The sequence below is a fragment of the Williamsia muralis genome, from assembly GCF_002735905.1.
In the GTDB taxonomy this organism is placed as follows: Bacteria; Actinomycetota; Actinomycetes; order Mycobacteriales; family Mycobacteriaceae; genus Williamsia; species Williamsia muralis_A.
The window spans coordinates 819,372-845,064 of sequence record NZ_PEBD01000008.1 but is presented as its reverse complement, the minus strand read 5'-3'; the positions used below and the strand labels follow the sequence as shown (position 1 = coordinate 845,064).

Genomic DNA, 25,693 nt, shown 5'->3' with positions numbered 1-25,693 from the left:
TCAGCTCTTTGTCCGGTCGAACCCTCGAGGGCTCGAGAGGTGCCGCTGTTCGGACCTGCGCCGCGTTGCCCGCTACATATTCAGTCAGCCGACAGCGCGTCGAGTGTCCAGTCGGTCAGCTGCTCGACGTAGCTCTCTTCTTGCTGCGTCAGTTTCACGCGCTTGGAAGGCGGGGTGTGGATGGTACGCATGACGACTGGACCGCCGATGGCTTCGAGCAAGAATTTCACAGATGGAGAGTGTGTCAGTTCACCGCGCTCGATGGCGCGCTCGGTGATCGCGGTGAATTCGGCGTGCGCGGGACGCAATACGTCGGCTCGAGAAAAGACCTGCAATTCTGGGTAGAGAGGCAGCTCTACCTGGAGTCGTAACCAGGCACGGCCGGCGTCGGTCATCATGAAATTGAAGAAACGGCGGATGTACTCATGGATGTCCGCACGCAGGGAGCCGTGGTCGGCATCGGTCTGGTCCACAAGTTGGGTTGTGGCTGCTTGGAGCAATTCGATCCGGGAATCCCATCGACGGTAAAGGGCGGGCTTGCCGACACCTGCTTCGGACGCGACTGCGTCGAAAGTGAACCGCTCCCATCCCCGCCCGGCAAACACGCGCACCGCACCCTCGAGAATGCGCCGGTCGTAACCTTCTTGACGTGGCCTTCCTACTGTTCCTTGCGTTGCGGATGATGCAGTATGGCTTGTCACAATCGCCTCCAACGGCGGGTCTCAACGGGCCCTGTTCATGCGCCAAACGGTCTGCAGGAATGCGCGTTTGGCTCCTGGTACGGGTAGCACCGGCCCCTTGCTGCGGGCACCCGAGTTTCGTCCATCTCAACGTACCGTTGTTGTACGATTTCGTTCAACCGAACCACCACGGGGGCCGGATCACCCCTCCGATGGGCGGCCATGCTGCCCATCCCAGGCAAGCAACAGTCACATCCATCGTGAGGACAACTCAGTGGAACCGTCCCCTTCCGTAATCCCGCCCCATCAGCCGATGCCTGACGACGTGTCGTCGGAGGCGTGGGTGTTATGGGCGAACGGACAACCTGCCATGGGCACCTTGGGGTTGACCTGTACGTCCGTCGAGCCGGACGAGTCCGCCTTCTCCCTAAATCAGGGCGCTTTCCCGGTCAATCCAAATGGGGCGGTCCACGGTGGGGTCATCTCAGCCGTGGCCGATCAGGTGATGGCCGTCGTTGCAGCCCGGGCATCAGAGCCCGGCATGATTCCCGTCACGAGCTCGCTGCACATCCAGTTTCATACACCAGCGTTTCTACCGGTCACTGTCCGTGGTCGCCTTCTGCCGAGTGGATTTCGTATCAAGTACGTCGAGGTGGTGGTCGAGGACACAGCAGGTGCACGCTGCGCGACGGCCAACGGAACCATGGTCGGTGCGAGCGCAAGTCGACGGCTACCGGGCACCACTGAATGAAAGCAGGTAGGCGGCTGTGGCTCGCGAACGCTTATTGGGCAGTCAGTCCACCGTCGACATACAGCTCCGCGCCGGTGATGAAGCCTGAATCGGGGCCGGCGAGAAAAGCCACGGCATCAGCCACCTCCGCGGGGGTGCCCAGTCTCTTCGTAGGCGTTTTCGCGACAGTGACATCTCGGAAGGTGGGGTCGCCGAGGCGATCGAGCATACGCGGTGTGCCGATGTAACCGGGATGCAGAGAGTTCACGCGTACCCCTGCCTCGGCCCAATACATCGCTGCGCCCTTGGTCATGCCTCGCACTGCCCCTTTGGCTGCGTGATACGCGATGCTATGCGGGACCCCGATGGTTCCCAGAATCGAGCAGACGTTGACGATCGAACCGCCCCCGCTCCGTTCGATCAGCGCGCCGGCATGTTTCATTCCGAGCCACGTACCCGTCTGTCCGACCGCAATGACCTTGTCCCACGCTTCCGTCGATTCGTCGACGACCGATGCCAGCGTCGACAATGCGGCGTTGTTCACCAGGCCGTAAAGCCCACCCAGGGCTTCTAACTCGTCTGTGATCGAGGACCAAGCCGCTTCGTCTGACACGTCGAGTTCGCGGGCTATGTGGTTGCCGGTGAGACGGGAGACCAGTTCCTCGCAAGAGCCCCGTTCGATATCGGTGACCACGAGTTGAGCACCCTCAGAGGCGAACCGTTTGGCAATCTCTTGACCGATTCCGCCGGTGGCACCGGTGATGAGAACTCGCCTCCCGTCAAACCGTTTCACTTTCGGCACCCTCTCGGTTCCCGGTCTTCGATGCGGTCGTTTCGGGGAATGGGTCCAGCCGTGTTGTTCGACTGCTGCCCGTAACCGCGAGTCGTCGCACCTCAGGGAGCATGTTCTGCACCCAGAACTCGCTGTCGTAGACCGCTGAGTACACACGGTCGCGCTGGTCGTCGTTGTCGAACTGGCGCATCCACACAAACCGGGTGTGGTCGTGGTCGGCCCAGTAGAGACCGAGGACCCGCATCCCGCGGCTTTCCTGGTACGGGACAGCGCGGGCCATGAAGGCCTCCCATTCTTGCCACATTCCCTCGTTCACCGTGTATTCGTACAGCTCGATATACATCTGGGCTCTCTTTCGGTTCCGTTGAGTTTGCCTGCACCGCTCGGGATTACGCGCATCACCGGGCCAGCCGCCCGCCGCCGATGGTGATCGAGGTACCCGTCAAGTGATCGGCCGAAGCCTCCATGAGAAACGCGACCGAGTCCGCGACGTCCGCGGGCGTTGCGAGTCGACCCATCGGCACCTGAGCTGCTCGGTCCCGCGGATCCAGGTCCAGGCCGGCGAAGATCGAATCCATCATTTGCCCTGCGACTGGTCCTGGACACACTGCATTGACCCGCACACCGCGGTCTGCCCATTCCAGAGCCGCAGCTTTGGTCAAACCCATCACAGCGTGTTTGGAGGCCACATACGCGGCCATGTTCGCCTGCCCGGCGATCCCACCCACGCTGGACGTGTTGACCACGGCCGACCCGCGACTCATGAGAGGGCCAATGTGTTTGAGCCCCAAAAACATTCCACGGACGTTGACGGCCATGACCCGATCGAAGGTCTCGACCGAATAGTCGGTCAGCGGTGCGAAATCCCCAGACACTCCGGCGTTGTTGAAAAGCCACCGAACAGACCCGCCGCTGAAATCCCGCGCGACGTCCGCGTACTTCGCAGCGTCACCAGCCGACGAGATGTCGCATTGCAACGTTGCCACGTCGGCGCAAAGATCCAGGACTTTGCTCCGTGTCGATTGCAATTTCGGCAAGTCCTGATCGATCAACAACATCCGCGTGTTGGGTGAGGCCATTCGCACAGCGACCGCAGAACCGATATCGCCTGCAGCACCCGTGATCACCAACGTGTCAGGCGCAGTCACAGGCACACCGACCCTCGGTACGGCACGGGACTCGATTGACCGACATCACGCGAACTCGATACCTTTGTACCCGCTGTCCGCGATCTCGGTCGCTTTCTCGACCCAGTTGGGTAGGCCCCCGTAGTAGACCAGCACTTTGCCGTCCGATCCCGGAATGTTGCCCCTCTGATACCAGGAGCCACTCGCAAGCAGAACTGGTTTTGCGGATTCGTAGACGTGTTCAGTCCAGTCCTGCGCTGCTTGTTCGGACACTTCAGCACGGGAGTAGTTGTTGGTCTTGACGTAGGTGATCAAGTCCGCCAGCCAATCGCCGTGGCTTTCGCTGAAGGCTGGGAGGTTGCCGCCGAGACTGTGAACGCCGGCAATGAAGGAAAGGTTGGGGAACCCTGGAACACCCATTCCCAGCAGCGTGCGTGGGCCCCCGGACCACGAGTCCATCAGGGACTCGTCATTCTTACCTCGGATATCGATCCTCTTCAACGCCCCCAGCCACGCCTCGAAGCCTGTTGCAAAGATGATGACATCGAACTCGAACTCTTCATCTGTTGTGACGACGCCGGTCTTGGTGAAGCGCGCCACGGGGGTCTTCTTCAGGTCGACCAGGTGGACGTGATCATTCTTGAACGTCTGGTAGTAACCCGTGCCCTTCGGCGGGCGATGCATCCCGATCCCGTGGTCGGTAGGAATCAATTTATCGGCCAGTTCCTGGTCGCCGACCTCCTCGCGAATCTTCGCCTCCACGAACTTCGTGAAGTCCTCGTTGGCCGCCGGATCAGACAATGTGTCCAGGAAGGCGGACGTCAAAACTTTCAGGCCCGGGGCGTTGTACAGCTCCTCGTACTTCTGCAGCCGCTCTTCTTCGGATACTTCAAACGTCATCCGCGTCTCAAGCTCGTGATTATGACCACCGACATGACGTTGTCGTTCGGCATGTAGGGCTCGAAAGTTCTGGCGAAAGTGGTCGTGTTCTTCCGGTGTGAACGGGCGGTTGTTCAGCGGTGTCACCCAGTGGCCATTACGTTGGAAGACCGTCAGCGATGCGGCGTCTTTCGCGACCTCCTGTACCAGCTGCACGCCGGACGATCCCGTTCCGAAAATCGCAACGCGCTTTCCCGCATAGTCGATTCCCTCGGCGGGCCACTCGCCGGAGTGAACTTTGACGCCCTCGAAGTCGTCGATCCCCTCGAACGGGGGTGTGTACGTCTCGGAAAGCATGCCCGTTGCCAGCACCAGGAATCGCGCGATGGCCTGCTGCCCGTCGGCGTAACCGACCACCCAAACGTTGTTGGTCGTGTCGAAACGTGCACTGGTGACGGTGGTGTTCAGCTGAATTTTGTCGCGTAGATCAAATCGGTCGACGACGAAGTTGAAGTAGCGCTCGACCTCCGGCTGGCCGGCGAAGCGTTCGCTCCACTTCCACTCGTCGGCCAAGATGTCGGAGAAGAAGTACGCGTACGAGTAGGAATCGGAGTCGAATCGAGCCCCCGGGTACCTGTTGTAGAACCAGGTGCCGCCGAGGCCGGCACCCCTCTCCACCAACCGCACGGAGTGCCCCTGTTCGGTCAGGCGGTAAAGACCGTAAATGCCCGAAACCCCGCCCCCGACGATGATCGCGTCGAGTATCTCTTCCGCCGAATTTGCCGTGTCGGCGATGTCTTGTGCCTGTCGATTGTTCATAGGGACCTCACATGTCACGTTCGTAATTGATTCAGTCACAACACGATTGGGTTCCGCGGTGCGTGACTGGGCAGAAGGATCCGGGCACTTCAGGCAACCGGATGTGATGAGCGTCCCACTTGATCTCGAACGTGTCAACCACCATATTCCTCGAACTTCGGCCGCCATTCCGCCGCCTTGAACATGCCCTTGCCCAAATCGTACTCAATCGGTACGATACTCACAACGGGCAGTTGAACTGCTCTACGACCCACCAACGAATACGACCCAAACGTGTTGCGGATCAGACATTTTCACGCCTGGTCCTTGCCCACTGATGGCGTGTGCGCACAAACCAGAAGGGGTGTCCCGTGTCCCGACGCACTTTCATTGCCGGTGTCTACGAGTTCCCGCCGAGGGTCGCCCCGACATATTCAACCCACCAGATCAAAGCCGAGTGCGCGTCGAAAGCGCTGGAAGACGCCGGCCTCACGTGGGCCGATGTCGACGGAATCTACGACGCAGGTGAGTCAGAAACGTCGCTTCCGGGCCTGGGCGTGGCCGAGTATCTGGGTATCAAACCCAACGTCATCGACACGACGAACGTCGGCGGCGCATCGTACGAGCTACACGTCGCTCACGCGAAACGTGACATCGAAGCCGGCCTGATCAACGTGGCGGTTCTGACCTACGGCTCCACGTTGCGAAGTGACTCGAGCGCGGGCGGTATCCCGACGAGCATAGGCCAGCGGGAAACCCCTGCTGAACAGGTTGAACGTCCGTTGGGTCTGTCCCTGGTGGGAAGCTACGCCTTGGCGGCGTCTCGCCACATGCACGAGTACGGAACCACACCCGAGCAGCTCGCCTCAGTCGCGGTCTCGGCGCGCAAGCATGCACTGCGAAACCCACTGGCTGTCAACGGACTAGAGGCCATGTCGATGAGGAATCGCGGTGAACTCACAGTCGATGATGTGATCGCTTCCCGGCCTATCGCCGATCCTCTCCGGCTGCTCGACTGCTGCCTGATGACCGACGGCGGCGGAGCCATTGTTCTTGTGTCGGAAGCAGTACTTGCGGGGTGCCGCCAGCCTGGCGTAGAGGTGCTCGGTACCGGCGAGGCCGTCTCATTCATCGATGACGACAGCGATTTAACAACCACTGCAGCAGCCGATTCGAGCACTCGCGCGTTCGCCCAGGCTGACGTTGAGCCGGACGACATCGACGTCGCGATGTTGTACGACTCGTTCAGCATCACGGTTTTGATGCAACTGGAGGACCTCGGACTGTGCGACAAGGGCGCCGGCGGTGACTACATCGCAAGCGGTGCACTTGATTTCGACTCGACAAGCGGTCCCGCGGTGAACACCGACGGTGGGGGTTTGTCGTCCACCCACCCAGGTATGAGAGGACTCTTCTTGCTGATCGAGGCCACCCGCCAGCTTCGCGGTACATCAACATCTCAGGTGCGTGATGCCGAACTCGCTGTATGCAATGGAATCGGCGGATTTCTTGGTTCGCGCCATGCGTCGGGAACAGTTGTCCTGGGAGCCACGAGATGACACACGGCGTATTCAACCCAGAAGCCAATCCCGCACGAGTGTCGCAGTGCTCCAATTGTCGCCATAAGTTCACCTATCCGCGTCTTCACTGTTCGCGGTGTGGCTCGCTCGCGATCTCGAGCACACCGGTGGACGGGCAGGGCACCATCTACTCCGTAACTGTTGTACGCACCCATCCCGACCCCGAGTTCAGATCGATGACCCCATACGCCGTTGCATACGTCGACCTCGACGGTGGCGGACGAGTGTTGGTGCGGCTGACAGGAAATGACTCAGCAGCGGCGGCGATAGGTGATCGAGTCCGATTCTCATCCGCAGATACCCCGTCACCACCGGTTGCGGTAGCGCTGTCGGTTTCGAGCGAGGACTCAAGCTCCGTTGCAGTCACGAAGGATCGGATCAACCGATGACGTCAACCGACTCCGGTCTGCTCGTTGAACGCGATGGCGGCACGGTCACAGTGACTTTCAACCGGCCGCACACGAGAAACGGTCTCCGCAACCAGGAATGGTTGGCCCTCACTAAGACATTGGGCGAGGTGAATCGCAGCAGCCGAGATCGCGTGGTGGTCTTGACGGGCGCCGGAGGGAATTTCTGTTCGGGAGCAGAACTCGGCGGGCCAGAGGACGACATGTTCCCGCTCGCCGGCATGCAGATAGTCAACGACGCATGCATGGCGATTCGGCGCCTGAACAAGCCAGTGATCGCAGCTGTGTCCGGCTACGCAGTAGGTGCAGGGTTCAACCTGGTCTTGACCAGTGACCTCGCGGTTGCGGATACCACCGCTCAGTTCTCACAGATCTTCATCAAGAGGGGAATGTCTCCCGACTTCGGCGGGTCCTGGCACCTGCCCCAGGCACTCAGCCTCCACAAGGCCAAAGAGCTTGCCTTCTTCGGAGACAAGATCTCGGCCACCGAGGCCCGGGACCTCGGCCTCATCAATCACGTGGTTGCGTCAGACGAGCTCATCTCGTTCTGCAGCGACTGGGCATCCCGGCTCACGGCGCTTCCTCCAATAGCCCTGGCTCGCACCAAGCATCTGCTGAACACGTCTCTCGAGGGAAGTTTCGGAGCCGCGCTCGATCAGGAAGCCGTCGCCCAGGAACACAACTTCACGACGTTCGACACGCATGAAGCCATCTCTGCGTTCCTTGACAAACGCCCACCCCGCTACCTGGGCCGTTGATTTGAGCCTGGCGGCCCACATCTTCTGCCTCACAACACCATTTCGCACATAGGAACGATCATGATCAAGTTCGATACACTCGATGCCTTCGAAAAGGCCGCCGGTTCGCACCTTGGCTACAGCGAATGGATTTCCATCAGCCAGAACGACATCAACGCGTTTGCCGATGCCACCGGCGACCACCAGTGGATCCACACCGACACCGACGCCGCCGCACGGGGACCCTTCGGCACAACCATCGCTCACGGCTACCTGACGGTCGCCCTGATTCCGCGCCTGACCGCGTCGATCTTCTCTGTTGGCGGTCTGAAGATGGGTATCAACTACGGCACCAACAAAATTCGATTTCCATCTGTTGTACCTGTCGACAGCAAGATTCGAGCCGGCGCTGAACTCGTTTCTGTGACGCCCACGTCGCAAGGCAGCCTGGCCGTGATCAGAGTGACCGTCGAGCGCGCCGGGTCACACAGACCCGTTTGTGTCGCGGACACCGTGACCCTGTTCGCGTGAGAGGGCGGGACTGACGATGACGGTACTGACGGCGCCGATCCGTGAGGAAGACCCCACGATGGCCAACGCGCACAACTGCATGACACGAGTCAAGCGGGCAATTGCTGACCTCCGCCTCGGCCAGGTCGTCGTGTTGGTCGGTGGTGATGCAGACACTGACAGCTATCTCGTGGTTGCAGGCCAGACCGCGACGGGCGCCGGGCTCGACTTCATTGTTCGTCACAGCTCTGGGTTCCTCTGCGCACCTGTGTCCGAGAACATATGTGGACGCATTGCTCTGCCTGCGATGGTGGGAGCCGATCACGCTGCTTCCGATGTCGATTACACCGTCGCCGTCGACGCCGCGGAGGGGGTCGGCACCGGTATTTCCGCCCTGGACCGGGCGGTCACCTTACGCCGGCTGGCCGATCCGGCCAGCACTCCTGAGTCGTTCACCCGCCCAGGACACGTTGTGCCCATCCGCGCGCATGCTGCCGGGGTACTCACGCGGCCCTACTACGCAGAGGCGACCGTCGACCTGATGCGCGCTGCTGGGCTGCAACATGTCGGCGGCGCCGCTGCGCTGGTCTCGCCCACTGATCCAACGTCCATCGCGGACCAAGTAGAAAGTCGTGCATTCGCCGATGCCCACGGTTTGAATTGGGTGTCGATCGATGACGTCGCGGCGTATCGCAGCCGTACAGAAGTTCACATCCGTCAGACCTTCCGGACGGTGCGCACCTCACCACACGGCCCCGTCGAAGCTGTGGGGTACCACAGCGACGTCACCGATGCCGACTACGTCGTCTACTCCCCTTCCGCGCCGTCGCCATCGTCCCGGTTGCGTGCCCATGCCTTCTTCGAGAAGGACTTCGCGCCGCACGCACCGGTCTCAACGCCGATAGCGGATACACCGATCACGGAAGCGATGGCCGAACCCAACCGCCTGGTTGTCGTCGCCCGGCTCAAGCATGATCATGGGTCGGCTGACGGTTGTGCAGGCCCGAACTCCTCCCAGTACTCCTCACGTATCGCAGACATCGCTCAGGTCCTGAGGCAATTCGGCATTGAGGAATCCCAGCTCGTGGATCCGCTCCCTGAACTTTCGGACATGCTCAGAGCGATGACCCATTCGGTTCCCATCAACTGACATCCCCTCTACCGCAACTTCTTTCTTACTCTCAACAGAACAGGGCGCAGGAACGCTGCCGCGGACCCCCGCCATTGCAATTCTTCCGACCTAACCAAGAGGACCGGCATGAAGAGATCGGCTTTCACACCAGATCACGAAGATTTCCGACAATCTGTGCGCGACTTCCTGAGTCGAAAGGTTGCACCGAACGTCGACACATACGCCGAGAACCGGCTCATCGACCGCGAGGTGTGGCGTGAGGCCGGCAAGCAGGGCATCCTCGGCCTCGAGATCCCGGACAGCTACGGCGGCAGCCAGGCCAACGACTACAGGTTCAACGCGGTTGCAACCGAAGAGTTGGCAGCTGTCAGCATGGCGCTGGTATCGAGCTTCAGCATTCACTTCGACATCGTCACGCCCTACATTGTCGATCTGGCAACGGAACAGATGAAACAAGAGTGGTTGCCGCAAATCGCCGGCGGCGACGTCGTCACCGCCATCGGCATGACCGAACCGTCAGGCGGCTCGGACCTCGCAAACCTGAAGACATCCGCAGTTCGAGACGGATCGGACTGGATACTCACTGGCTCGAAGACGTTCATCACAAACGGCTACTCCGCCGATCTGGTGGTCGTAGCCGCACGAACTGATCCCGAGCAGCGGTCGAAAGGGATCAGCCTGTTCCTGGTCGACACCTCGCTCCCCGGCTTCGAACGCGGACGCAAACTAGACAAGGTGGGCCAACCAGAGGCCGACACCGCCGAGCTCTTCTTCGATCACGTGCGCCTACCGGCATCAGCTTTGCTCGGCGAACCCGGAACTGGGTTCGCCGCCATGATGACACGACTACCGCAGGAACGAATCGGCACGGCCGTCGCAAACGTCGCCCACGCCAAGCAAATTCTCGCCGAGACTATTGAATACGCCCGAGACAGAAAGGCTTTCGGGCAGACAATCGGATCTTTCCAACACAACAAGTTCCTTCTTGCCGAGCTGGTCACCAAGATCGAGGTTGTCCAGGCATACGTCGACGCTGCGGTCGTGGAGCACGCCCAGTCCGGACTGAGCGCTGTCGACGCCGCCAAAGCGAAGTGGTGGTCGGCACATGTCCAGAACGACGTTCTCGATCACTGCGTGCAGCTTCACGGTGGTTACGGCTACATGCGCGAGTACAGGGTTGCCCGCGCATGGATGGATGCGCGAGTGACCAAGATCTGGGCCGGCTCGAACGAGATCATGAAAGAAATCATCGGGCGCGACCTCGCAGTCTGAAGCAACCCAGACTTCGCAGACCGCGATGATCCGACACAGTGGCCAAGACTGAAGAAGCAGATTTCAGACCAGTTCGTCACGCGCTCACAAAACGAATGGACCGAGATCTTTGAAGGCACAGATGCGTGTGTGGCGCCCGTGCTGTCACTTACAGACGCGCGACGCCACCCACACCTCAAAGCCCGCAAAAACCTTCATCGAAGTCCAATCACAATGGCAACCCTCACCCGCACCCTGGTTCAGCAGAACACCCTCGAGTACCCAACACCACCGCCTCCGACTGGGCACGAGCCGGAAGCCTCCATGGTCGACTGGAGGACCTAAGAGGCGAAGTGTGATTTCCAGCCTGCGCAAACAAACGTCCCAGACACACGCACCACCGAGCAGCTGTACTACTCGGCGAAGGTGTAGTCGGCAAGGGAGAACCGCCGGCTCTGCCAGGCTGCTTCGAGTGTGGTCGAGGCCCGGAAGGGCACATCACCGTTCTTGGTGAAGTAGTAGCTATTTGCGCCCGCGCAGGTCGGATCGGTGAACACCTGCAGGGGGCGGCGCGCCAGTATCGAGGTCATGTACTTCTCCTGCGCCGCCGCGGTCACCTCGGCCGACGTGGCGTGGCGGCGGCGAGCTTCGTCGAGTACCCGCACGATGTGGGCCGCACTGTTTTCGACCAGCGTGAAGAATGAGGCGCCGTTGTAGCCGTATGGGCCAAAGACGGTGAAGAAGTTCGGGAAGCCCGCCGTCGTGACGCCCTGGTAGGAATGGAATCGCTCGGCGTCCCAGTGCTCGGCCAAGTCGGTGCCGTCGTCCGAGGTGAGCTGATAGGTCGGTAGCGCATCCTTGTCGGTGACCTTGAAACCCGTGGCCAGGATGAGTACGTCGAGTTCGTGTTCGGCGCCGTCGGTTGTCCGGATCCCGTTCGGGGTGATCGCCTCGATCGACGTGGTTTCCAGGGCGACGTTGTCGCGGTTGAAGGTTGACAGATACGAATTGTGGAAGCTCGGCCGTTTGCACCCGAGGGCGTAGGTCGGCGTGAGCTTGCTCCGTGTGGTCGGATCGTCGACCTGCATGGCGACATACTTGCGGGCGGCAACTTCGAGGGCGGCGGTGCCGGGAATCCATCGATGAAAGTGCGCCAGCACCGGGAAGGTCGCCTCGACGAACGCCTGGCTCGCCAGGCGGGCGCCCTGCCTGACTCCGGGCACTTTCTTCAGACCTGCGCGTCCGAGGCGACCGAGGGGGAAGTCCGGTTTCGGTAGACACCAGATGGGGGTGCGTTGAAAGACCGTCAAATGCTCGACTTCGGTTGCGATCTCAGGGATCACCTGCACGGCCGTCGCTCCGGTGCCGATGATCCCGACCCGTTTACCCGCCACGGACACCTCGTGGTCCCATCGGCTTGTGTGCATCGTCGCGCCCTCGAAGGTGTCGATGCCGTCGATGTCGGGCAGTTTTGGCTGGCTCAGCGGTCCACCGGCGTGAATCAGCCAGCGTGCGTTGACATCTCCCCCACTGGTCGAGATCAACCAGTGTGCGGACTGCGCGTCGAACGTGGCCTTGTTCACGCGGGTGGAGAACTGCAGGTGGGGTGTGAGGTTGTATTCGTCGACGATCTGCTCGGCGTACGTACGCAGCTCACGGCCAGGTGCGTAGCTACGTGACCAGCTCGATCGCTGAGCGAAGGAAAACTGGTAGCTGAACGACGGGATGTCGACCGCCACACCTGGGTAGGTGTTCCACTGCCAGGTGCCGCCGGGACCATCGGCGTCGTCGACGATGAGCAGGTCGTGAAAACCGGCCTCCTTGAGTGCGATCGCGGTCCCCAAACCGGAAAAACCACCGCCGACAATGACGATCTCGTAGTGCGGACGCAGAGTGTCGGGCACGATTCAGGCCTCTCATTTTCAGGTACGTGGTGCTTGGTCGGGAACACACTCGCCCCCCACCGATCCGGCATCGGAACGTCGCGCGACTCGGGCTTGTCGTGCGTCATCAGACGTAGAGGTTCCACATTACTGCCATTGTCCAGTGTTACACTCGCGGATGTCACGTCGATCGTGACTCTGACATCAGGCGGGAGAGCTCGGCCTCGGTCCCCGAAGAGTACGGCAGCGGTGGTTGCCGAAGATGGTCGCTGGTGAGGTGGTCGCGCGATCGCCTCGGTCGCAAGCATGAAATCTGCTGTTGCACAACCCGTTGCCTACACCAGGGACCGTCAGGCGTTCGCCGATGGTCAAGGGTGGACAGATCCGACCCGCGCTCGTGGATTCAGCGCAAAACTCTCCCCCGGAGACGAGCTACCCACTCGCAAAAGAAATTCACTCACTATGCCTGCTGTCGGTCCTCGTGCCTGCCCACGCCAGCAGTAACCACCGCACCCGGAAACGGGGACGAGCCGTAAGCGATGGTGACTGCCTCAGTCCGCGCCAAAAAGGAGTTAGCGCGGCACGCCCAGGCGCGCCCTCAAGCATGTCGTCGAACTTACGGACGGACCGAAGCCCGATCGAGATTGCCCGGCATACGGTACATACTCGACGTAATAGTTTGCAGCGCAACGCAATCCGTCAACAGTGAAACAACGGAGCGCGGATCGATCTCTGGCGCAGGCGTTCAGGCGAGACTGACCAGCTGTCATTACGGCCGGGGTCGGGCCCCAAGGGGCCCACCGGCCCCTACCGACTGCCGAAGACTTCGCTACCGCCATCGCCGACGAAGCCTGCACGTCAACCAATGCTGCCCGAACAGAGACCGGGGTCTTGAGCGCAAACTTTAATGATGGGACCCGCGCCCGCGGTGCGTCAGAGGTTTCGCGGGCGTCGGCAAAAAAAGTGTGCCGCCTCACGAATCGCGTCTTCGGGCGGTCGGGGATGCCAGTCGAGTTCGCGCCTCGCCTTGCGGTTGTCCAGTGGCGTCATGATGTGCATCAGGCGCATGGTGGTGCGCGTCATCTGTGAATCGCGGCCTCTGATGGCCGCAACTATCTCGCCGAACAAGCCAATGATGCCCAAAGCTTGGCGAGGAAACGGATACTTTGGTGGTGGTGCACCAGTGGTTTCGGCTGCGGTGTTCAGGATGTCACGGGTGTTCCGGAATCCGGCCGAGATGATGTAGCGTTCGCCGATCCGCCCACGCTCGCCGGCCAGGACCATCGCCGCAGCCGCGTCTCGGACCCCGACGACCTCAGCCCCGGTCCCGTGGAAGTAGACGGGCATCTTGCCGCGGGCCGCTGCGGCAACGAAGCTTCCGTGCGGGGTGGGCAGGAAGTCGCCGGCCCCATAAGTGTTGGCCACACACATTGCCACGGCGGGGAGTTGCCGCGTGCGTGCGTATTCGAGGACGAGTTCCTCCCCTGCCACGCGGGATCGCACGTATTCTCCAGCTTTGGGTAGCCAATTGTGGGGACCGTGGCCCTCATCGACGAGACTTGAAGAGATTGGCAGTGTCGCAATGGAACTCGTGTACACAAACCGTTTTAGTGATGCCTTGCTGGCGACTTCCAGCACGGTGCGCAAATTCTCGACGTTGGTGCGGAACAATGGGCGCGGATCGCGCAACCATGGACGGGCGTCGACCACGCAATAGAAGACGGTGTCGCAATCACTCATGGCAGTACGGATCGACTCGGTGTCGCTGATGTCCCCAACAAAATACTCGACGTCGAGGTCCTCGAGAGCTCGTAGTGAACTCGATGACCGCACCATGGCCCGGACCTGCTCCCCGCGCTCGACGAGCGTGCGAGTGACGTGGGAGCCCAAAAACCCGCTGGCTCCAATCACGAGCTTTCGATTCACCATGTCGCTCGACCTCTTCCTGGATGCGATTACCCATGTGATCGAAAAGTAGACAAGTGTCTATACGAGTGTCAACTCTTTTCCGATTTGGTGGAGTTCAGCTCCCCGCTATGACGCGTGCCGCCGCAGTCTCAAGCAGCGCGGCGACCTTCTCGTAAGACACGTGTCCCGTGCCAGCTCGCATGACCGCGCCGGTGTAGACGAGATCAAGCAGCTCTACGAGCGTGTCGTCCGTGTTCGGACCAAGCGCGTTGGCGATTCGGCGGCGCATTTCCGCGGCGAGCTGCATCCTGATGTCCCGGACTTCGACATCGTTGCTTAGCAGCGCATGATAAGCAGCCCGAGCAACGGCCGGTCGCTCGGCGAGGGTCAGCGCCGCCTGTCGCATGGTCACGACCACGCGTTCGGCCGGTGTCCCCTGGGCCACGATGGGATCTTCCGGGTCTGAGAACTCGCGCCAGTACAGCTCGGCGATCAGGTGGTCTTTGGACGAGAAGTAGATGTAGGCCGTCGCGCGGGTAACTCCGGCACGTTCGGCGACGGCCTGCACGGTCAACCCCGGATAGCCGATTTCGACCAATAGACCTGCCGCGGCCTCCGACAACTTACGGACCGTTTCTGCCCGCTTCCCGGTTAGTCGCCGTCGCGTACCTTGGACTGGACGCACAGATTCCGACACGCAAACAGACTCTACGTCGATACGGCCGCCAGTAGACAGGTGTCGAACGAGCGGATCCTTCGAATATTGGCTCTTATTCCGCGGGGGCAACGGACGAACGGCGCGGTGTTGACGCGTCAAGGCATTCGTCAACTCAGCGGTGCTGCGAGTACTTAACGCGACAGGCGAGGGGGCAATCGGCGAGTAGCGAGGCACAGCATTTCAACTGCCCACGTCTAACAAGGGGTCCGGCCGCGGCTTTGAGAGGTCTGGTGGCTCCCGGCGAGTGCTGGTCGCAGTACGGCATCGACTGAGCACCCTGTGCTTCGGATGAGTTCCGGTGCCGGGCTCCTAATCGCGGCCGGTAGAACAGCGGCGAACCGGGCTATTACACCTGCGCACCCCGGAGCGGGGTCTAAACTCATCGTCGGACCTTCCAGGGATCAGGCGTCGCGAGCTTGTCGAACTGGTCCTCGCTGCCGCGCTTTCACATGAATGGCGGCTCGTAGGGTACGCCGGAATCTACCGGTTTATCCAACGCGCTGCGCGGCGCTCACTAAATGCTTCGATGCCCTCGCGGAAGTCGCTTGAAGACAGGATCTTTGCTTCAGCTTCGGCGGTCAATCTCCACCCGCGAGGATCGTCGCGGCGGAGGATGTCGTCGACGGCGCGCAGGGTTGCCTGAACTGCCAGCGGCGCGTTGGAGGCGATCTGGGTCGCTAGTTCAAGCGCAGCTGATTGGGCGGTGCCATCAGTAACGATGTCGTTGACCAAGCCGAGGTCGTACGCCCTGGCGCTGCTTATGGGGTGACCGGTCAGGAGCATCTGCTTGGCGATGTTTGGCGGAAGCGCACGGGGGGCGCGAAACAGTGCGCCGGCGTTTGCGACGACGCCGTGAGTGACTTCGGGCAACCCGAATTGGGCCGACCTCGCCGCAATCACGATGTCCGTGGCCAGGGCCATTTCGAAGCCGCCCCCGTAGGCGAACCCCTCCACTGCCGAGACGAGCGGTTTCGTGCGGTGCCGCCCAACGACGCCGTATTGACCACCGCGGACGGTTGGTTCGCCGGGACCTTCGATGAGGTCTGTTCCGGCGCAGAAGGTGTGGGCGCCACCGCTGATGACCCCACACCACAGGTCACGGTCATCGTCAAGCTCGTTGAGTGCGGCATCGAGTGCGGCGGTCATCTTCGCGTCTATGGCATTCCGCTTAGCCGACCTGTTCATTTGGATGAGTAGTACCCGCCCGTGACGTTCAATGAGCACCCGCGGTGCTTCGATGTTCATCACTGGTCGATCCAGTCAACGACCTCGTCGTCAGAAGCCCGACGGGTGCGGTAAGAATTGACAGGGTGGTCCAGGTCGGGGTAGCCGAACGAGATTCCACACACGATCGACCTGTCTTCACTTAGATCGAGCTCGCGCCGGACGACGGTCGGGTACATCGCGAGTGCTGCCTGGGCGACGGTGCCGATTCCGTGTGACGCAGCGACGGTGAGAAAGTTGCTCACGTAGCCACCGCAGTCGACCGCGCCGTACGCGCCGAGGGCTTCGTCGGTGTGGATGAAGGCGACGTGGGGAGCGCCGAAAAAGTTGAAGTTCTGCAGTGCTTGCTCCTGCTGGCGCGCTCTGTCGGCTCTCTCAATGCCGAGTGCGTTGTAAAGCTGGAACCCGCTTTCGCGGCGCCTTTCTCGGTGCACGCCTCTGTACTCTCGCGGGAACGGGAAGTCCGGTTTCTCGGTGGTGCCGCTGATCGCCGCGGAGTGCAGCGCGTTGCGCAGCCGGTCGGTCCCCATCCCGCGTGTGATGGCAACCTTCCATGACTGACTATTGCACCATGACGCTGTGAGCTGGGCGGTCGTCAGAATCTTCCGAATGGTTTCTTCCGGCACAGGCTCAGCTCTAAACGCACGGTAGCTGACCCTGGCGGCAAGGAGGTGTTCTAAGGTCTGCGCCGCGTCTTCCGGAAGTTGTGCCGATCGTCGTTCGCTAGGGACGGGAGGTGAATCAGACTTGGTCATGGTATGCCTCTCGGGCAGAGGATGTTTCGATTACAGGGCGGCGGGAAGGACGTCTGCGACAAAACCCCGCGGGCATGGACGGCATCGCGACGCATGCTGGAAAGAGCTAGAGACTCCGGTCCAGCGCGGCGCCACCATAGATGTAAACACGCGTCTAGCTTGCTGGCAAGACACACGTCCACCTTCCGGCCGAAGGCATATTCAAGATGGCAGCGGTGACCGGCTACACCCTCACCACTCAATTTCACCGACATATCAGAAGAAGCGTCGATCGTCAGCATCGTAATTGGGGCGCATACGCTAGCTACGAGTGAAGAGGTGGGATGGCAATCATTCTTTAGCCATTGGCGGCCAGTCGATAGCCGATTCCGCGGGCGGTTTGTATTAATTTGACGCCGAACAAGTATCTGACTATGTGCCAGCGCACCTCGGCGTGATCTCTCAAGGGCGTCCGCCGCGAACCAGCGGATGCCGCGCCAAAAAAAGTTAGCGCACCGGCAGACGCCGGTACGTCTTCCCATTCACGTGGACGCTTCAATCGGGGAAGCGCAGAGTGCGGCTAACGTGATGGACCTCACTGGCCGACAGTCGCTGGTAAAGCGAACACTGCTTCCGGGACGATGGGTAGAAAGGGACACGATGGCGCGGCACCCAATGGCGTTCTTTTCTTTCGTGACGCTTGCGCACAGCACTCCCAACGACCACCGGAACTACAACAGATGGCATTTGATGGACCATCGTCCGGAGAACCTCGCACTCCCCGGGGTCGCATGGGGCGATCGATGGTGCCACACCGCGGCACAGGACGACGTGTCCCCGGCAGCGTCCGAAATCGGTGCGATCGACTACGTGGCGATGTACTGGTTCAATGACCCTGCGGCACAGTCGATTCGAGAATGGAACCAACTCGGCGCCGACTCGTTTGAATGGGGTCGAGGTCCATTGATCCCCGGGGTCGAACGACCGCTCCTGGGCTTCTTTCGGCCCATCAAGGGATATGCGTCCGCCTCTGCACTCGTGTCGGCCGAGGTGCTGCCCTACCGTCCGAACCGGGGTGTCCATCTCACCCTCACCCGGTTCGACGACGCGCGAGGGGCGGTGGCTCATGAGCACCATGCAAATGAGGATCGCACCTTGATACCGGAACTGCTCGGTCTCACCGGCGTGGCCGGTGTATGGACCTTCAGCTTCAGTCATCATCAGAGCGTCACGATGCGTCCACGGGCCATTTCGGCGGATCCGGCGGGTTCGATGCGGATTCGGCTCGTCTACATCGACGATGGCCTGAAGTCGACGACAGATCGAATAACTCAGTCTCACAGCGCATTTGATGCGCGGCGCGGATACGGCCAGCCTGGCTCGGGAGTCCGGACGCTGGCAAGCATGTCGCTACGCACCATCGTGCCTTTCCTCGACTGGTGACCAATCGAGCCTGCCGCTCGGTGCCCGTAGGCGGCAACGACAGAAGAAGCAACTGCAGTACATGAAAAGGGAAGGCGCTAAACAATGACCGGTACCATAACTGACGGGCCAAATCTCGTCGATCGGAGCAAGTACGGACCATGGGCGGTGATCGCAGGTGGGTCCGAGGGAGTGGGCGCCTCATTCGCTCATCAACTGGCAGATGCCGGGATCAACCTCGTCCTGGTCGCCCGTAAACCCGGGCCCTTGCAGGAGACCGCTGCCGCGGTGGGGGCACGCGGAGTCGAGGTGCGCACACTCTCTCTCGACCTGACCGACCCCGGTTCGGTCAGCCAGATACTCGCCGTCACAGAGGATTTGGATGTCGGCATGCTCGTCTACAACGCGGGCGCGAACAGTTATGGGAGCGACTTCGTCGAGGGGGACCTGAGCCGCTTCCAGAATGTCATCGACCTGAACGTCACGGCACAGCTGACACTGGTCCATCACTTCGGTGCGAAGATGCGTGCACGAGGGAGTGGTGGTCTGCTCTTGGTCGGCTCGATGAGCGGCTATCTGGGCGGCAAACATCTGTCGATCTACGGTGCCGTCAAAGCATTTGGCCGAGTCTTCGCCGAGTCGCTCTGGCTAGAGTTGCGAGACCATGGCGTCGATGTACTCGAACTCGTGCTCGGAGTCACCCGAACTCCGGCGATGGAGCGCGCCGGGATGAATCTCAGCGGTGCGATGAACGTGAGTGAGCCCGACGATGTCGCGCGCGAGGGGCTAACTCACCTCGCGGACGGTCCGGTATGGGTTGCTGGCAGCAACGCAGCCCGTGTTGAGGAGATCAGCGGGCTCGACCGTCGAGGGCTGATTCTCAAGCAGCACGAGCGGATGCTGAAATTGTTCCCGCAGAAGGCGAATACCGGTGAGGATCCCGTTCGGACGAGGGGCTGAGCGGTGCGGATCGGAGTCACAAGCCCGATCGTCACCCGACTACCCGGGGTCGCCGGGGAATGGGAAGCGTCGGCCGGGATCGCTGAGTTCGCCGACATCGCCGCGGCGGCCGACGAACTCGGCTTCGAGTACATGAGCTGCAGCGAGCACGTGGCCGTGCCAACCCAGGTGGCGGCCACGCGTGGCGGGACTTACTGGGACCCGTTATCCACATTCGGCTTCCTCGCCGCACGAACGCGTCGTATAAGGCTCATGACGCAAGTGCTGGTGTTGGGCTACCACCATCCGCTGGAGATCGCGAAGCGGTATGGCACTCTCGATGCCATCAGCGGTGGCCGAGTGACGCTTGGTGTCGGAGTCGGGTCGCTCCGTGAGGAGTTCGACCTTCTCGGTGCCGAGTTCAGTGGTCGCGGTGAACTCGCCGACGATGCGCTTCGTGCCGTCAAGGTCGCGATGTCGCAATCCGAACCGCGGTATGAAGGGACCCACTATCGCTTCGGGGGGATGCTGGTCGAACCCCATGCAGTGCAAGCAGATGTCCCGATCTGGGTCGGTGGTCGTAGCGTGAGGTCGCTGCGTCGCGCTGCAGAGTTGGGCGATGGGTGGGTACCGTTCGGTCTGGGTCGCGAGCGGTTGCGACAGATGCTGGATTCAGTGACTCTGCCGGAGGATTTCGAGGTGATCCTCCCGACTGGCCCGCTGAACCCAGCCGGCGACCCGGACCACGCACGTGCCGAGGTGGTGGCGACTGCGGCCGCAGGCGCCACCATAGTCGGAGTCACCATCGCGGCGTCCTCGGCCGACCATTACATCGAACAGTTGACAACCCTAGGGGAACTAACCGATCTGTCGGTGCCCCCTGAACGATCGAACACAAGTGGAGGTGCGTTTTCGTGAGGACGTCTGAGGACCGGGTGTCGGCGTTGGAGGCGAGGCTTTGCCTTCTGGAGGACGAACGCGAGATCGGTCGATTGGTGGCCTCCTACGGCCCTTTCGTCGACAGCGGCGATGCCGAGGCCGTGGCCGCATTGTGGATTCCAGACGGTGTCTACGACGTCGACGGACTGTACATGGAGGGGCGCGACGACATCATTGCGATGGTGGGTTCGCGCACTCATCAGGGCTTCATCGCTGGTGGCTGTGCGCATTTCCAAGGACCCGTCCACGTGACCGTGCAAGGCGACGAGGCAACGGCGGTCAGCTACTCACAGTTGATCCTGTCGAGAGACAACGAGTTTCAGGTCCACAGAGTGACTGCGCACCACTGGCGGTTCGTCCGCACCGACGAGGGTTGGAAGGTGTCCCGGCGAACGAGCCGTGCGCTCGACGGGAATCCCGCGGCGCACGAGCTGCTCAAAGCGGGAACGCGGGGGGCGCCGGCGACAAGACCGACGACCTCATCGCCGACCGCGGCAACCTCGCCTGCAGGATCGAGCGCCGTCGAACCAGCATGAGGAGGCAATCCCCCGATCGAAATATAGAACGCGTCACTCCACAGAGTCCGCACGCTAGGGCGGTATTGCCGAACCCGAATCCACCCCTTTACTCCCGGCAGCCGCCGCGTGTCTGCCCGCACTCCGAGAACTGCTGACGGGCTCGCCCGTCGTCCATCGGATTGGGCTCACGCACCGGCAGCGGCGCTCACTCCCGCTCGCCGCCCGAAGAAGCTTCCGTCGCCCAGACTGGCGCCGCTGGCGTACCCGCCCGCACACACCCCTGAAGTACAGCGCCCCGCCGCGTACAGACCCGGTATCGGTGCACCCGATACGTGCAGCACCTCCGAGTCGACGGACGTCTTCAGTCCTCCGAGCGTGAAGCCACCCACGAGGCCGCGGAGGTCGTACGCGGCCACGGCCCCAGCGATCGGCCGCAGCCATTCAGGCTTCTTGCCGAACAACGGATCCGTTCGCTGCTCAGCGAACCTACTGAACAGCTCGACCGTCGACACGAGCGCCCCGGCGGGCAGCCCGATCTCCGCCTCGAGCTCGGACACGCTTTCGCACACCCACTTCGGAGTCGCTCTCATCGCTTTGGTGGACGAGTCGGTGGTCAGCGCCTCCTCGTAGGACGACTCGTCGATGACCAAGAACGCGTCACCACCCTGGCGTAACAAGGTTTCTTGCGCGATCCGGCCGGCATAGGTGTCCTCGTTGACATAGCGCTGTCCCCGGCCGTTCACGAGGATTCCGCGCGCCATCAGTTGTGGATCGCAGAAGATCGCCACTTCTGTGGCATTCATGTGCGCCGTCGCGGCGCCGAGTGCCTGACTCATCAATATCGCACGCCCGTCGTGACTTTCGATCGAGGCCGCGGGGCGGCCTTCGATGTGCGGGGCGTGATCCCGGAGCATCGTGTTGTCGTAGGCGAAACTGCCCGTCGCGAGCACCACGCCACGTCGCGCGCGGATAGCCGTGTCGATTCCATAACTACGTGCGAGGACTCCGACCACTCGGCCGTTTGCATCGACGACAAGGGACTGCACGCGATTGTCATACATCGTTCGTACGCCCAGCCTCTCAACGAGGTCGAGCAACGGCTTCATAAGCATGTAGCCGCCGGCTTGCTCGCCGTTTGCGTCCGAGGCGCGCCGTGGAAGGTGGCCTCGCGGTGCCGGGGGGATGATGGTGTTGAACGGGGCCGAGTTCTCGCCGCCGGAGTACATCAACCCTTCACCATGAGGCGGTTCCCAACCAGGTTCACCCCAAAATGACTCATCGAACACGACTCCCGCCTCCACGAGCCAGTCGTAGTGATCGACGCTCTCGTCGCAATATGCATCGATCTTTGCCTCGTCCACGCCGGGCCCCAGCGCGGTTTTCATGAATGCCTTCATGTTCTCGGCCGTGTCGTCGAACCCCAATGCCCGCTGCAAAGAAGTACCGCCGCCCAAATAGATGAACCCGCCGGACATCGCCGCGGCACCACCACCACCACCAAGCCGTTCAAGAGCCACGACATCAGCGCCCGCGCGGGCCGCTTCGATCGCGGCCGTGGCCCCGGCAACGCCGAGTCCGGCCACGACGACATCGGCCTCATGTGACCAGTTGATGTCAGATTCCGACACGGGCATCAACGTCAGGTCCGCCATTGTTTCCTCCTCGAAGATATCGGGTCATTCAAAATCACCCTGTCGGAATTGCCCATGGGTCTTTCCGGTCATCGGGAAGGCTTCGGTCGCCCTGCCTTGCATGCGAACCGTTTCGACGACGACCGGGCCGTATGCCTTTTAACAGCCGGCGTTCGCGTCCTTCTTCTTCCTGAGTTCAAGGGCGATGTCGATGAGCTGGTCCTCCTGCCCGCCGACGAGTTTGCGGCTGCCGGCCTCGAGCAGGATCTGCGCCGTCGAGACGCCGTAGCGTTCGGCGTGGCCCTCGGCGTGCTTTAGAAAAGAGCTGTAACAGCCCGCGTAGCCCATCATCATCGCCGAACGATCCACCAGGCACTCCGAGGGCATCGCGGGACGGACGACGTCCTGAGCCGCGTCGGCGATCTTCATGAAATCGACGCCGGTTGTGATGCCGAGCTTGTCGCACACGCCCACGAAAGCCTCGGTGGGTGTGTTGCCCGCGCCCGCCCCGAATCGTCGAATTGAGCCGTCGATCTGCTGGGCGCCGGCACGAATAGCGTTGACCGAATTGGCAATCGCGATGTCGAGGTTCTCGTGCCCGTGGAACCCGACCTGCGCGTCATTGCCGAGTTCGGCCACCAGTGCCTCCACCCGTACGGTCACGTCTTCGAGAACCAGCGCACCGGCAGAATCGACGACGTATACGCACTGACACCCGGCATTGACCATGATGCGCGCCTGCTTGGCGATGACCTCTGGCGGCTGGCTGTGGCTCATCATGAGAAACCCGACGGTCTCCAGACCCAGATCCCGCGCAAGCCCAAAATGCTGGATGGACACATCGGCCTCGGTGCAGTGTGTAGCTATGCGACAAATCTGGGCTCCGTTGTCCTGGGCTGCGCGGATGTCGTCCTTGGTCCCCAGACCTGGCAGCATCAAGAAGGCGATCTTGGCGCGCTTGGCGGTGGCGGCCGCCGCCGCGATGAGCTGCTGCTCAGGAGTTTTGGAGAACCCGTAGTTGAACGACGAGCCGCCCAGACCGTCACCATGTGCCACCTCGATCACCGGCACACCGGCCTGGTCGAGCGCGCCGACGATCGCCCGCACCTCGTCCTCGGTGAACTGGTGGCGCTTGTGATGGCTGCCGTCCCGCAGCGACGAGTCAGTGATGCGGATGTCAAGAGTGTCAGAGTACCTGCGCGCGTTCGCCATCAGCTCCGGGTTGCGCGGTGTTACAACCACATTGGTGCTCATGCGGGGACTCCCAATCTCATCTTGGCAATCTCTTCGCCGACCTTGGTGGCGGCAGCGGTCATGATGTCCAGATTTCCTGCGTAGGGCGGGAGGAAGTCCCCCGCACCTTCGACCTCGACGAATATCGATACCCGGGCGTGCCCACCGTTCAGCACGCTCGGCGGGTCGAACTGGGGGTCCTGCAACAACCGATACCCTGGCACGTAGGCCTGAATCTCTTTCTCGCGCCGGTGAATCGATTCGGCGATCGCATCGGTGTCTGCATCCTCGGGAATGGCGCAGAAGATGGTGTCACGCATGATCATCGGCGGATCGGCCGGATTCAGGATGATGATCGCCTTGCCGCGCTTCGCGCCGCCGATCGTCTCGACACCCGCCGAGGTCGTCGCAGTGAACTCGTCGATGTTCGCGCGGGTACCGGGGCCGGCCGACATCGATGCCACCGACGCCACGATCTCGGCATACGGCACGGGCACAACCGAACTCACGGCGTGCACCATCGGAATGGTCGCCTGCCCGCCGCACGTGATCATGTTGGTGTTGGGCGCCTCCAGATGCTCGCGGAGGTTGGCCGGCGGAACCACCGCGGGGCCGACGGCAGCCGGGGTGAGATCGATGGCGATGATGCCCGCTTCCTCGTACTTCGGCGCATACTCGCGGTGCACGTAGGCCGAGGTCGCCTCGAAGATCAGGTCCGGGCGCTCAGACGACGCCAGCAGCTCGTCGGCGCCGCCGCTCATCGTGATCAAGCCATGATCGGCCGCGCGTTTCATACCCTCGGAGGTGGCATCGATGCCGACCATCCAATGCGGCTCGATAACCTCGGAGCGCTCCAGCTTGTACATCAGGTCGGTGCCGATGTTGCCTGACCCGATAATCGCTGCGGTCAGCTTGGCTGCCACGGGTTCCTCCTCATACTCGTTTGAAGGTTGTTGGTGTTTAGGTGAAGTCGAGGGTGACACTGCCCAGGCCGGCGAAGTCGGCCACGAAGTGATCGCCCGGCGAGATGTCGATGGCCCGCGTCGCGGTGCCCGGGAGAATCACGTCACCCTTGCGCAGGCGCACCCCGAAACCCTCGACCTTGCGCGCGAGCCAACTCACCGCATTCAACGGATGCCCTAGTACCGCAGATGAATTGCCCTTGGCGACGATCTCTCCGTTGCGCAAGAGCGTCGCCTCGATGTCACCGGTGTCGATCTCGGAGAGCGGAATGCGCTGCTGACCCAGAACCCATCCACATGACGACGCGTTGTCGGCGATCGTGTCGCACAGTGTGATCTTCCAGTCCTTGATCCGCGAGTCGATCAACTCGATCGAGGGCACCACCCACGCCACCGCTGCGATCACATCTTCATAGGTGCAGCCCCCACCCGGCAGGTCCTCGCCCAGGATGAAGCCGACCTCGACCTCGACGCGCGGTAAGCAGAGCTTATTCGCGTCGATCGGGGTGTGCTCGAAGTACTGCATGTCGTCGAGGAGATGACCGTAGTCCGGTTCGTCGACACCCATCATCTTCTGCATGGCCTCGGACGCCAGGCCGACCTTGTGCCCGGCGACCTTTGCCCCGGCATCGAGTCGCTTGCCGATGTTGATCAGCTGGATTTCGTACGCGTCGACCACATCTAGGTCGGGGTGCGCGTCAGAGGGCCGGTCGATCGCGGTCGCCGACGCCTCCGCCTGCGCCAGATCAGCCGCAATCTGCTCGCGAATCCCCTGCTCAACCCCCATGTCGCCTCACTCTCGGTTGTCCGTGCACGCTCGACCGTGCCGCCCGTGCGGAGCGCCGGACACGATTTTGAAACACTTCTTATTGTGGAGTGAGTGCCTGCGCCACGACGGCATTGGCACTTCACCGTGATTTCATCACCCCACACCGCGACCGGCGTTGGACCAATCCAC

At 61.7% G+C, this 25,693-nt stretch carries 25 protein-coding genes and 1 pseudogene; 12 read left to right on the top strand and 14 right to left on the bottom strand.

All coding sequences use genetic code 11. The features are described 5' to 3' along the window. Nucleotides 1–80 precede the first annotated feature (80 nt). The gene (locus CSW57_RS13030; RefSeq protein ID WP_189339238.1) at nucleotides 81–701 is read right to left on the bottom strand and encodes a TetR/AcrR family transcriptional regulator; all 621 of its coding nucleotides are present in this window, start codon (nucleotides 699–701) and stop codon (nucleotides 81–83) included. A 292-nt stretch (nucleotides 702–993) separates the two neighbouring features. Here CSW57_RS13030 and CSW57_RS24475 point away from each other — a divergent pair, with 292 nt between their 5' ends. Next, the gene (locus CSW57_RS24475) at nucleotides 994–1,431 is read left to right on the top strand and encodes a PaaI family thioesterase (RefSeq protein ID WP_189339237.1); all 438 of its coding nucleotides are present in this window, start codon (nucleotides 994–996) and stop codon (nucleotides 1,429–1,431) included. Between the two features lie 31 nt (nucleotides 1,432–1,462). Here the strand turns inward: CSW57_RS24475 and CSW57_RS13020 are convergent, their stop codons facing one another. From CSW57_RS13020 to CSW57_RS13005, 4 genes are read right to left on the bottom strand one after another with little or no spacing between them, the layout of a single operon-like run. Beyond that, nucleotides 1,463–2,203, bottom strand: a complete 741-nt coding sequence (locus CSW57_RS13020; protein WP_099383111.1) for an SDR family NAD(P)-dependent oxidoreductase — start codon at nucleotides 2,201–2,203, stop codon at nucleotides 1,463–1,465. Beyond that, nucleotides 2,190–2,546 (bottom strand): NIPSNAP family protein, encoded by a 357-nt coding sequence (locus CSW57_RS13015; protein ID WP_099383110.1) that lies wholly within the window; start codon nucleotides 2,544–2,546, stop codon nucleotides 2,190–2,192. Before CSW57_RS13015 ends, CSW57_RS13020 begins: the two co-directional genes overlap by 14 nt. 55 nt (nucleotides 2,547–2,601) lie before the next feature. Further along, nucleotides 2,602–3,351 (bottom strand): SDR family NAD(P)-dependent oxidoreductase, encoded by a 750-nt coding sequence (locus tag CSW57_RS13010; protein WP_189339236.1) that lies wholly within the window; start codon nucleotides 3,349–3,351, stop codon nucleotides 2,602–2,604. A gap of 45 nt (nucleotides 3,352–3,396) precedes the next feature. Then, nucleotides 3,397–5,028 (bottom strand): flavin-containing monooxygenase, encoded by a 1,632-nt coding sequence (locus tag CSW57_RS13005; RefSeq protein WP_189339235.1) that lies wholly within the window; start codon nucleotides 5,026–5,028, stop codon nucleotides 3,397–3,399. Nucleotides 5,029–5,378: 350 nt separating this feature from the next. Between CSW57_RS13005 and CSW57_RS13000 the strand changes: the two genes are divergently transcribed. The 7 genes and pseudogenes from CSW57_RS13000 to CSW57_RS24845 all read left to right on the top strand — a co-directional run. Continuing rightward, nucleotides 5,379–6,566: a thiolase C-terminal domain-containing protein gene (locus CSW57_RS13000; RefSeq protein ID WP_099383107.1), complete on the top strand. Its 1,188-nt coding sequence runs from the start codon at nucleotides 5,379–5,381 to the stop codon at nucleotides 6,564–6,566. Beyond that, nucleotides 6,494–6,976 carry a Zn-ribbon domain-containing OB-fold protein gene (locus CSW57_RS24850; protein WP_099383106.1) on the top strand — a complete coding sequence of 161 codons (483 nt, stop codon included), beginning with the start codon at nucleotides 6,494–6,496 and terminating at the stop codon, nucleotides 6,974–6,976. The genes CSW57_RS13000 and CSW57_RS24850 overlap by 73 nt, the downstream gene beginning before the upstream one ends. Further along, nucleotides 6,973–7,752 (top strand): enoyl-CoA hydratase/isomerase family protein, encoded by a 780-nt coding sequence (locus CSW57_RS12990; RefSeq protein WP_099383105.1) that lies wholly within the window; start codon nucleotides 6,973–6,975, stop codon nucleotides 7,750–7,752. The genes CSW57_RS24850 and CSW57_RS12990 overlap by 4 nt, the downstream gene beginning before the upstream one ends. A gap of 60 nt (nucleotides 7,753–7,812) precedes the next feature. Next, nucleotides 7,813–8,262, top strand: coding sequence for a MaoC family dehydratase (locus CSW57_RS12985; RefSeq protein WP_099383104.1), 450 nt, complete (start codon nucleotides 7,813–7,815; stop codon nucleotides 8,260–8,262). A 16-nt stretch (nucleotides 8,263–8,278) separates the two neighbouring features. Then, nucleotides 8,279–9,391: a 3,4-dihydroxy-2-butanone-4-phosphate synthase gene (locus tag CSW57_RS12980; protein ID WP_099383103.1), complete on the top strand. Its 1,113-nt coding sequence runs from the start codon at nucleotides 8,279–8,281 to the stop codon at nucleotides 9,389–9,391. A 108-nt stretch (nucleotides 9,392–9,499) separates the two neighbouring features. Further along, nucleotides 9,500–10,645 (top strand): acyl-CoA dehydrogenase family protein, encoded by a 1,146-nt coding sequence (locus CSW57_RS12975; protein WP_099383102.1) that lies wholly within the window; start codon nucleotides 9,500–9,502, stop codon nucleotides 10,643–10,645. Between the two features lie 15 nt (nucleotides 10,646–10,660). Further along, nucleotides 10,661–10,969, top strand: a pseudogene (locus CSW57_RS24845) (CoA transferase); the annotation flags it as partial. A 68-nt stretch (nucleotides 10,970–11,037) separates the two neighbouring features. Here the strand turns inward: CSW57_RS24845 and CSW57_RS12970 are convergent. The 5 genes from CSW57_RS12970 to CSW57_RS12950 all read right to left on the bottom strand — a co-directional run bounded on the left by CSW57_RS12970 (nucleotide 11,038) and on the right by CSW57_RS12950 (nucleotide 17,112). Continuing rightward, entirely contained in the window at nucleotides 11,038–12,516 is a 1,479-nt protein-coding gene (locus CSW57_RS12970; protein ID WP_099383382.1) for a flavin-containing monooxygenase, read from the bottom strand. 924 nt (nucleotides 12,517–13,440) lie between these two features. Further along, nucleotides 13,441–14,436, bottom strand: coding sequence for an NAD-dependent epimerase/dehydratase family protein (locus CSW57_RS12965; protein WP_099383101.1), 996 nt, complete (start codon nucleotides 14,434–14,436; stop codon nucleotides 13,441–13,443). Nucleotides 14,437–14,530: 94 nt separating this feature from the next. Continuing rightward, complete coding sequence (locus tag CSW57_RS12960; RefSeq protein ID WP_223249227.1) at nucleotides 14,531–15,037, bottom strand: TetR/AcrR family transcriptional regulator; 507 nt, start codon at nucleotides 15,035–15,037, stop codon at nucleotides 14,531–14,533. Between the two features lie 576 nt (nucleotides 15,038–15,613). Then, nucleotides 15,614–16,378 carry an enoyl-CoA hydratase-related protein gene (locus CSW57_RS12955; RefSeq protein ID WP_099383381.1) on the bottom strand — a complete coding sequence of 255 codons (765 nt, stop codon included), beginning with the start codon at nucleotides 16,376–16,378 and terminating at the stop codon, nucleotides 15,614–15,616. Beyond that, on the bottom strand, nucleotides 16,378–17,112 hold the full coding sequence (locus CSW57_RS12950) for a nitroreductase (RefSeq protein ID WP_099383099.1): 735 nt from the start codon (nucleotides 17,110–17,112) through the stop codon (nucleotides 16,378–16,380). The genes CSW57_RS12955 and CSW57_RS12950 overlap by 1 nt, the downstream gene beginning before the upstream one ends. A gap of 639 nt (nucleotides 17,113–17,751) precedes the next feature. Here CSW57_RS12950 and CSW57_RS12945 point away from each other — a divergent pair. The 4 genes from CSW57_RS12945 (at nucleotide 17,752) to CSW57_RS12930 (ending at nucleotide 20,927) form a co-directional block, all read left to right on the top strand. Then, entirely contained in the window at nucleotides 17,752–18,534 is a 783-nt protein-coding gene (locus tag CSW57_RS12945) for a hypothetical protein (RefSeq protein WP_223249226.1), read from the top strand. 84 nt (nucleotides 18,535–18,618) lie between these two features. Continuing rightward, entirely contained in the window at nucleotides 18,619–19,473 is an 855-nt protein-coding gene (locus tag CSW57_RS12940) for an SDR family NAD(P)-dependent oxidoreductase (protein WP_099383097.1), read from the top strand. Nucleotides 19,474–19,476: 3 nt separating this feature from the next. Next, nucleotides 19,477–20,370 carry an LLM class F420-dependent oxidoreductase gene (locus CSW57_RS12935; protein WP_099383096.1) on the top strand — a complete coding sequence of 298 codons (894 nt, stop codon included), beginning with the start codon at nucleotides 19,477–19,479 and terminating at the stop codon, nucleotides 20,368–20,370. After that, nucleotides 20,367–20,927: a nuclear transport factor 2 family protein gene (locus tag CSW57_RS12930; RefSeq protein WP_099383095.1), complete on the top strand. Its 561-nt coding sequence runs from the start codon at nucleotides 20,367–20,369 to the stop codon at nucleotides 20,925–20,927. Before CSW57_RS12935 ends, CSW57_RS12930 begins: the two co-directional genes overlap by 4 nt. A 167-nt stretch (nucleotides 20,928–21,094) precedes the next feature. Here CSW57_RS12930 and CSW57_RS12925 read toward each other — a convergent pair whose 3' ends face one another. From CSW57_RS12925 to CSW57_RS12910, 4 genes are all read right to left on the bottom strand, one after another. Further along, on the bottom strand, nucleotides 21,095–22,561 hold the full coding sequence (locus CSW57_RS12925; protein ID WP_099383094.1) for an FAD-dependent oxidoreductase: 1,467 nt from the start codon (nucleotides 22,559–22,561) through the stop codon (nucleotides 21,095–21,097). A gap of 138 nt (nucleotides 22,562–22,699) precedes the next feature. After that, nucleotides 22,700–23,794 carry a 4-hydroxy-2-oxovalerate aldolase gene (dmpG, locus tag CSW57_RS12920; RefSeq protein WP_099383093.1) on the bottom strand — a complete coding sequence of 365 codons (1,095 nt, stop codon included), beginning with the start codon at nucleotides 23,792–23,794 and terminating at the stop codon, nucleotides 22,700–22,702. Beyond that, entirely contained in the window at nucleotides 23,791–24,696 is a 906-nt protein-coding gene (locus tag CSW57_RS12915) for an acetaldehyde dehydrogenase (acetylating) (protein WP_099383092.1), read from the bottom strand. Before CSW57_RS12915 ends, dmpG begins: the two co-directional genes overlap by 4 nt. A gap of 37 nt (nucleotides 24,697–24,733) precedes the next feature. Continuing rightward, a complete protein-coding gene (locus tag CSW57_RS12910; protein ID WP_099383091.1) occupies nucleotides 24,734–25,522 on the bottom strand; it encodes a 2-keto-4-pentenoate hydratase in 789 nt (262 codons plus the stop codon). Nucleotides 25,523–25,693 lie beyond the last annotated feature (171 nt).

Coding starts and splice junctions, on each gene's coding strand:
- CSW57_RS24475 (WP_189339237.1), top strand. CDS start 994: ATGCCTGACGACGTGTCGTCGGAGGCGTGGGTGTTATGGGCGAACGGA.
- CSW57_RS13015 (WP_099383110.1), bottom strand. CDS start 2,546: ATGTATATCGAGCTGTACGAATACACGGTGAACGAGGGAATGTGGCAA.
- CSW57_RS13005 (WP_189339235.1), bottom strand. CDS start 5,028: ATGAACAATCGACAGGCACAAGACATCGCCGACACGGCAAATTCGGCG.
- CSW57_RS24850 (WP_099383106.1), top strand. CDS start 6,494: ATGCAATGGAATCGGCGGATTTCTTGGTTCGCGCCATGCGTCGGGAAC.
- CSW57_RS12990 (WP_099383105.1), top strand. CDS start 6,973: ATGACGTCAACCGACTCCGGTCTGCTCGTTGAACGCGATGGCGGCACG.
- CSW57_RS12985 (WP_099383104.1), top strand. CDS start 7,813: ATGATCAAGTTCGATACACTCGATGCCTTCGAAAAGGCCGCCGGTTCG.
- CSW57_RS12980 (WP_099383103.1), top strand. CDS start 8,279: ATGACGGTACTGACGGCGCCGATCCGTGAGGAAGACCCCACGATGGCC.
- CSW57_RS12975 (WP_099383102.1), top strand. CDS start 9,500: ATGAAGAGATCGGCTTTCACACCAGATCACGAAGATTTCCGACAATCT.
- CSW57_RS12965 (WP_099383101.1), bottom strand. CDS start 14,436: ATGGTGAATCGAAAGCTCGTGATTGGAGCCAGCGGGTTTTTGGGCTCC.
- CSW57_RS12955 (WP_099383381.1), bottom strand. CDS start 16,378: ATGAACATCGAAGCACCGCGGGTGCTCATTGAACGTCACGGGCGGGTA.
- CSW57_RS12950 (WP_099383099.1), bottom strand. CDS start 17,112: ATGACCAAGTCTGATTCACCTCCCGTCCCTAGCGAACGACGATCGGCA.
- CSW57_RS12945 (WP_223249226.1), top strand. CDS start 17,752: ATGGCGCGGCACCCAATGGCGTTCTTTTCTTTCGTGACGCTTGCGCAC.
- CSW57_RS12940 (WP_099383097.1), top strand. CDS start 18,619: ATGACCGGTACCATAACTGACGGGCCAAATCTCGTCGATCGGAGCAAG.
- CSW57_RS12925 (WP_099383094.1), bottom strand. CDS start 22,561: ATGGCGGACCTGACGTTGATGCCCGTGTCGGAATCTGACATCAACTGG.
- dmpG (WP_099383093.1), bottom strand. CDS start 23,794: ATGAGCACCAATGTGGTTGTAACACCGCGCAACCCGGAGCTGATGGCG.
- CSW57_RS12910 (WP_099383091.1), bottom strand. CDS start 25,522: ATGGGGGTTGAGCAGGGGATTCGCGAGCAGATTGCGGCTGATCTGGCG.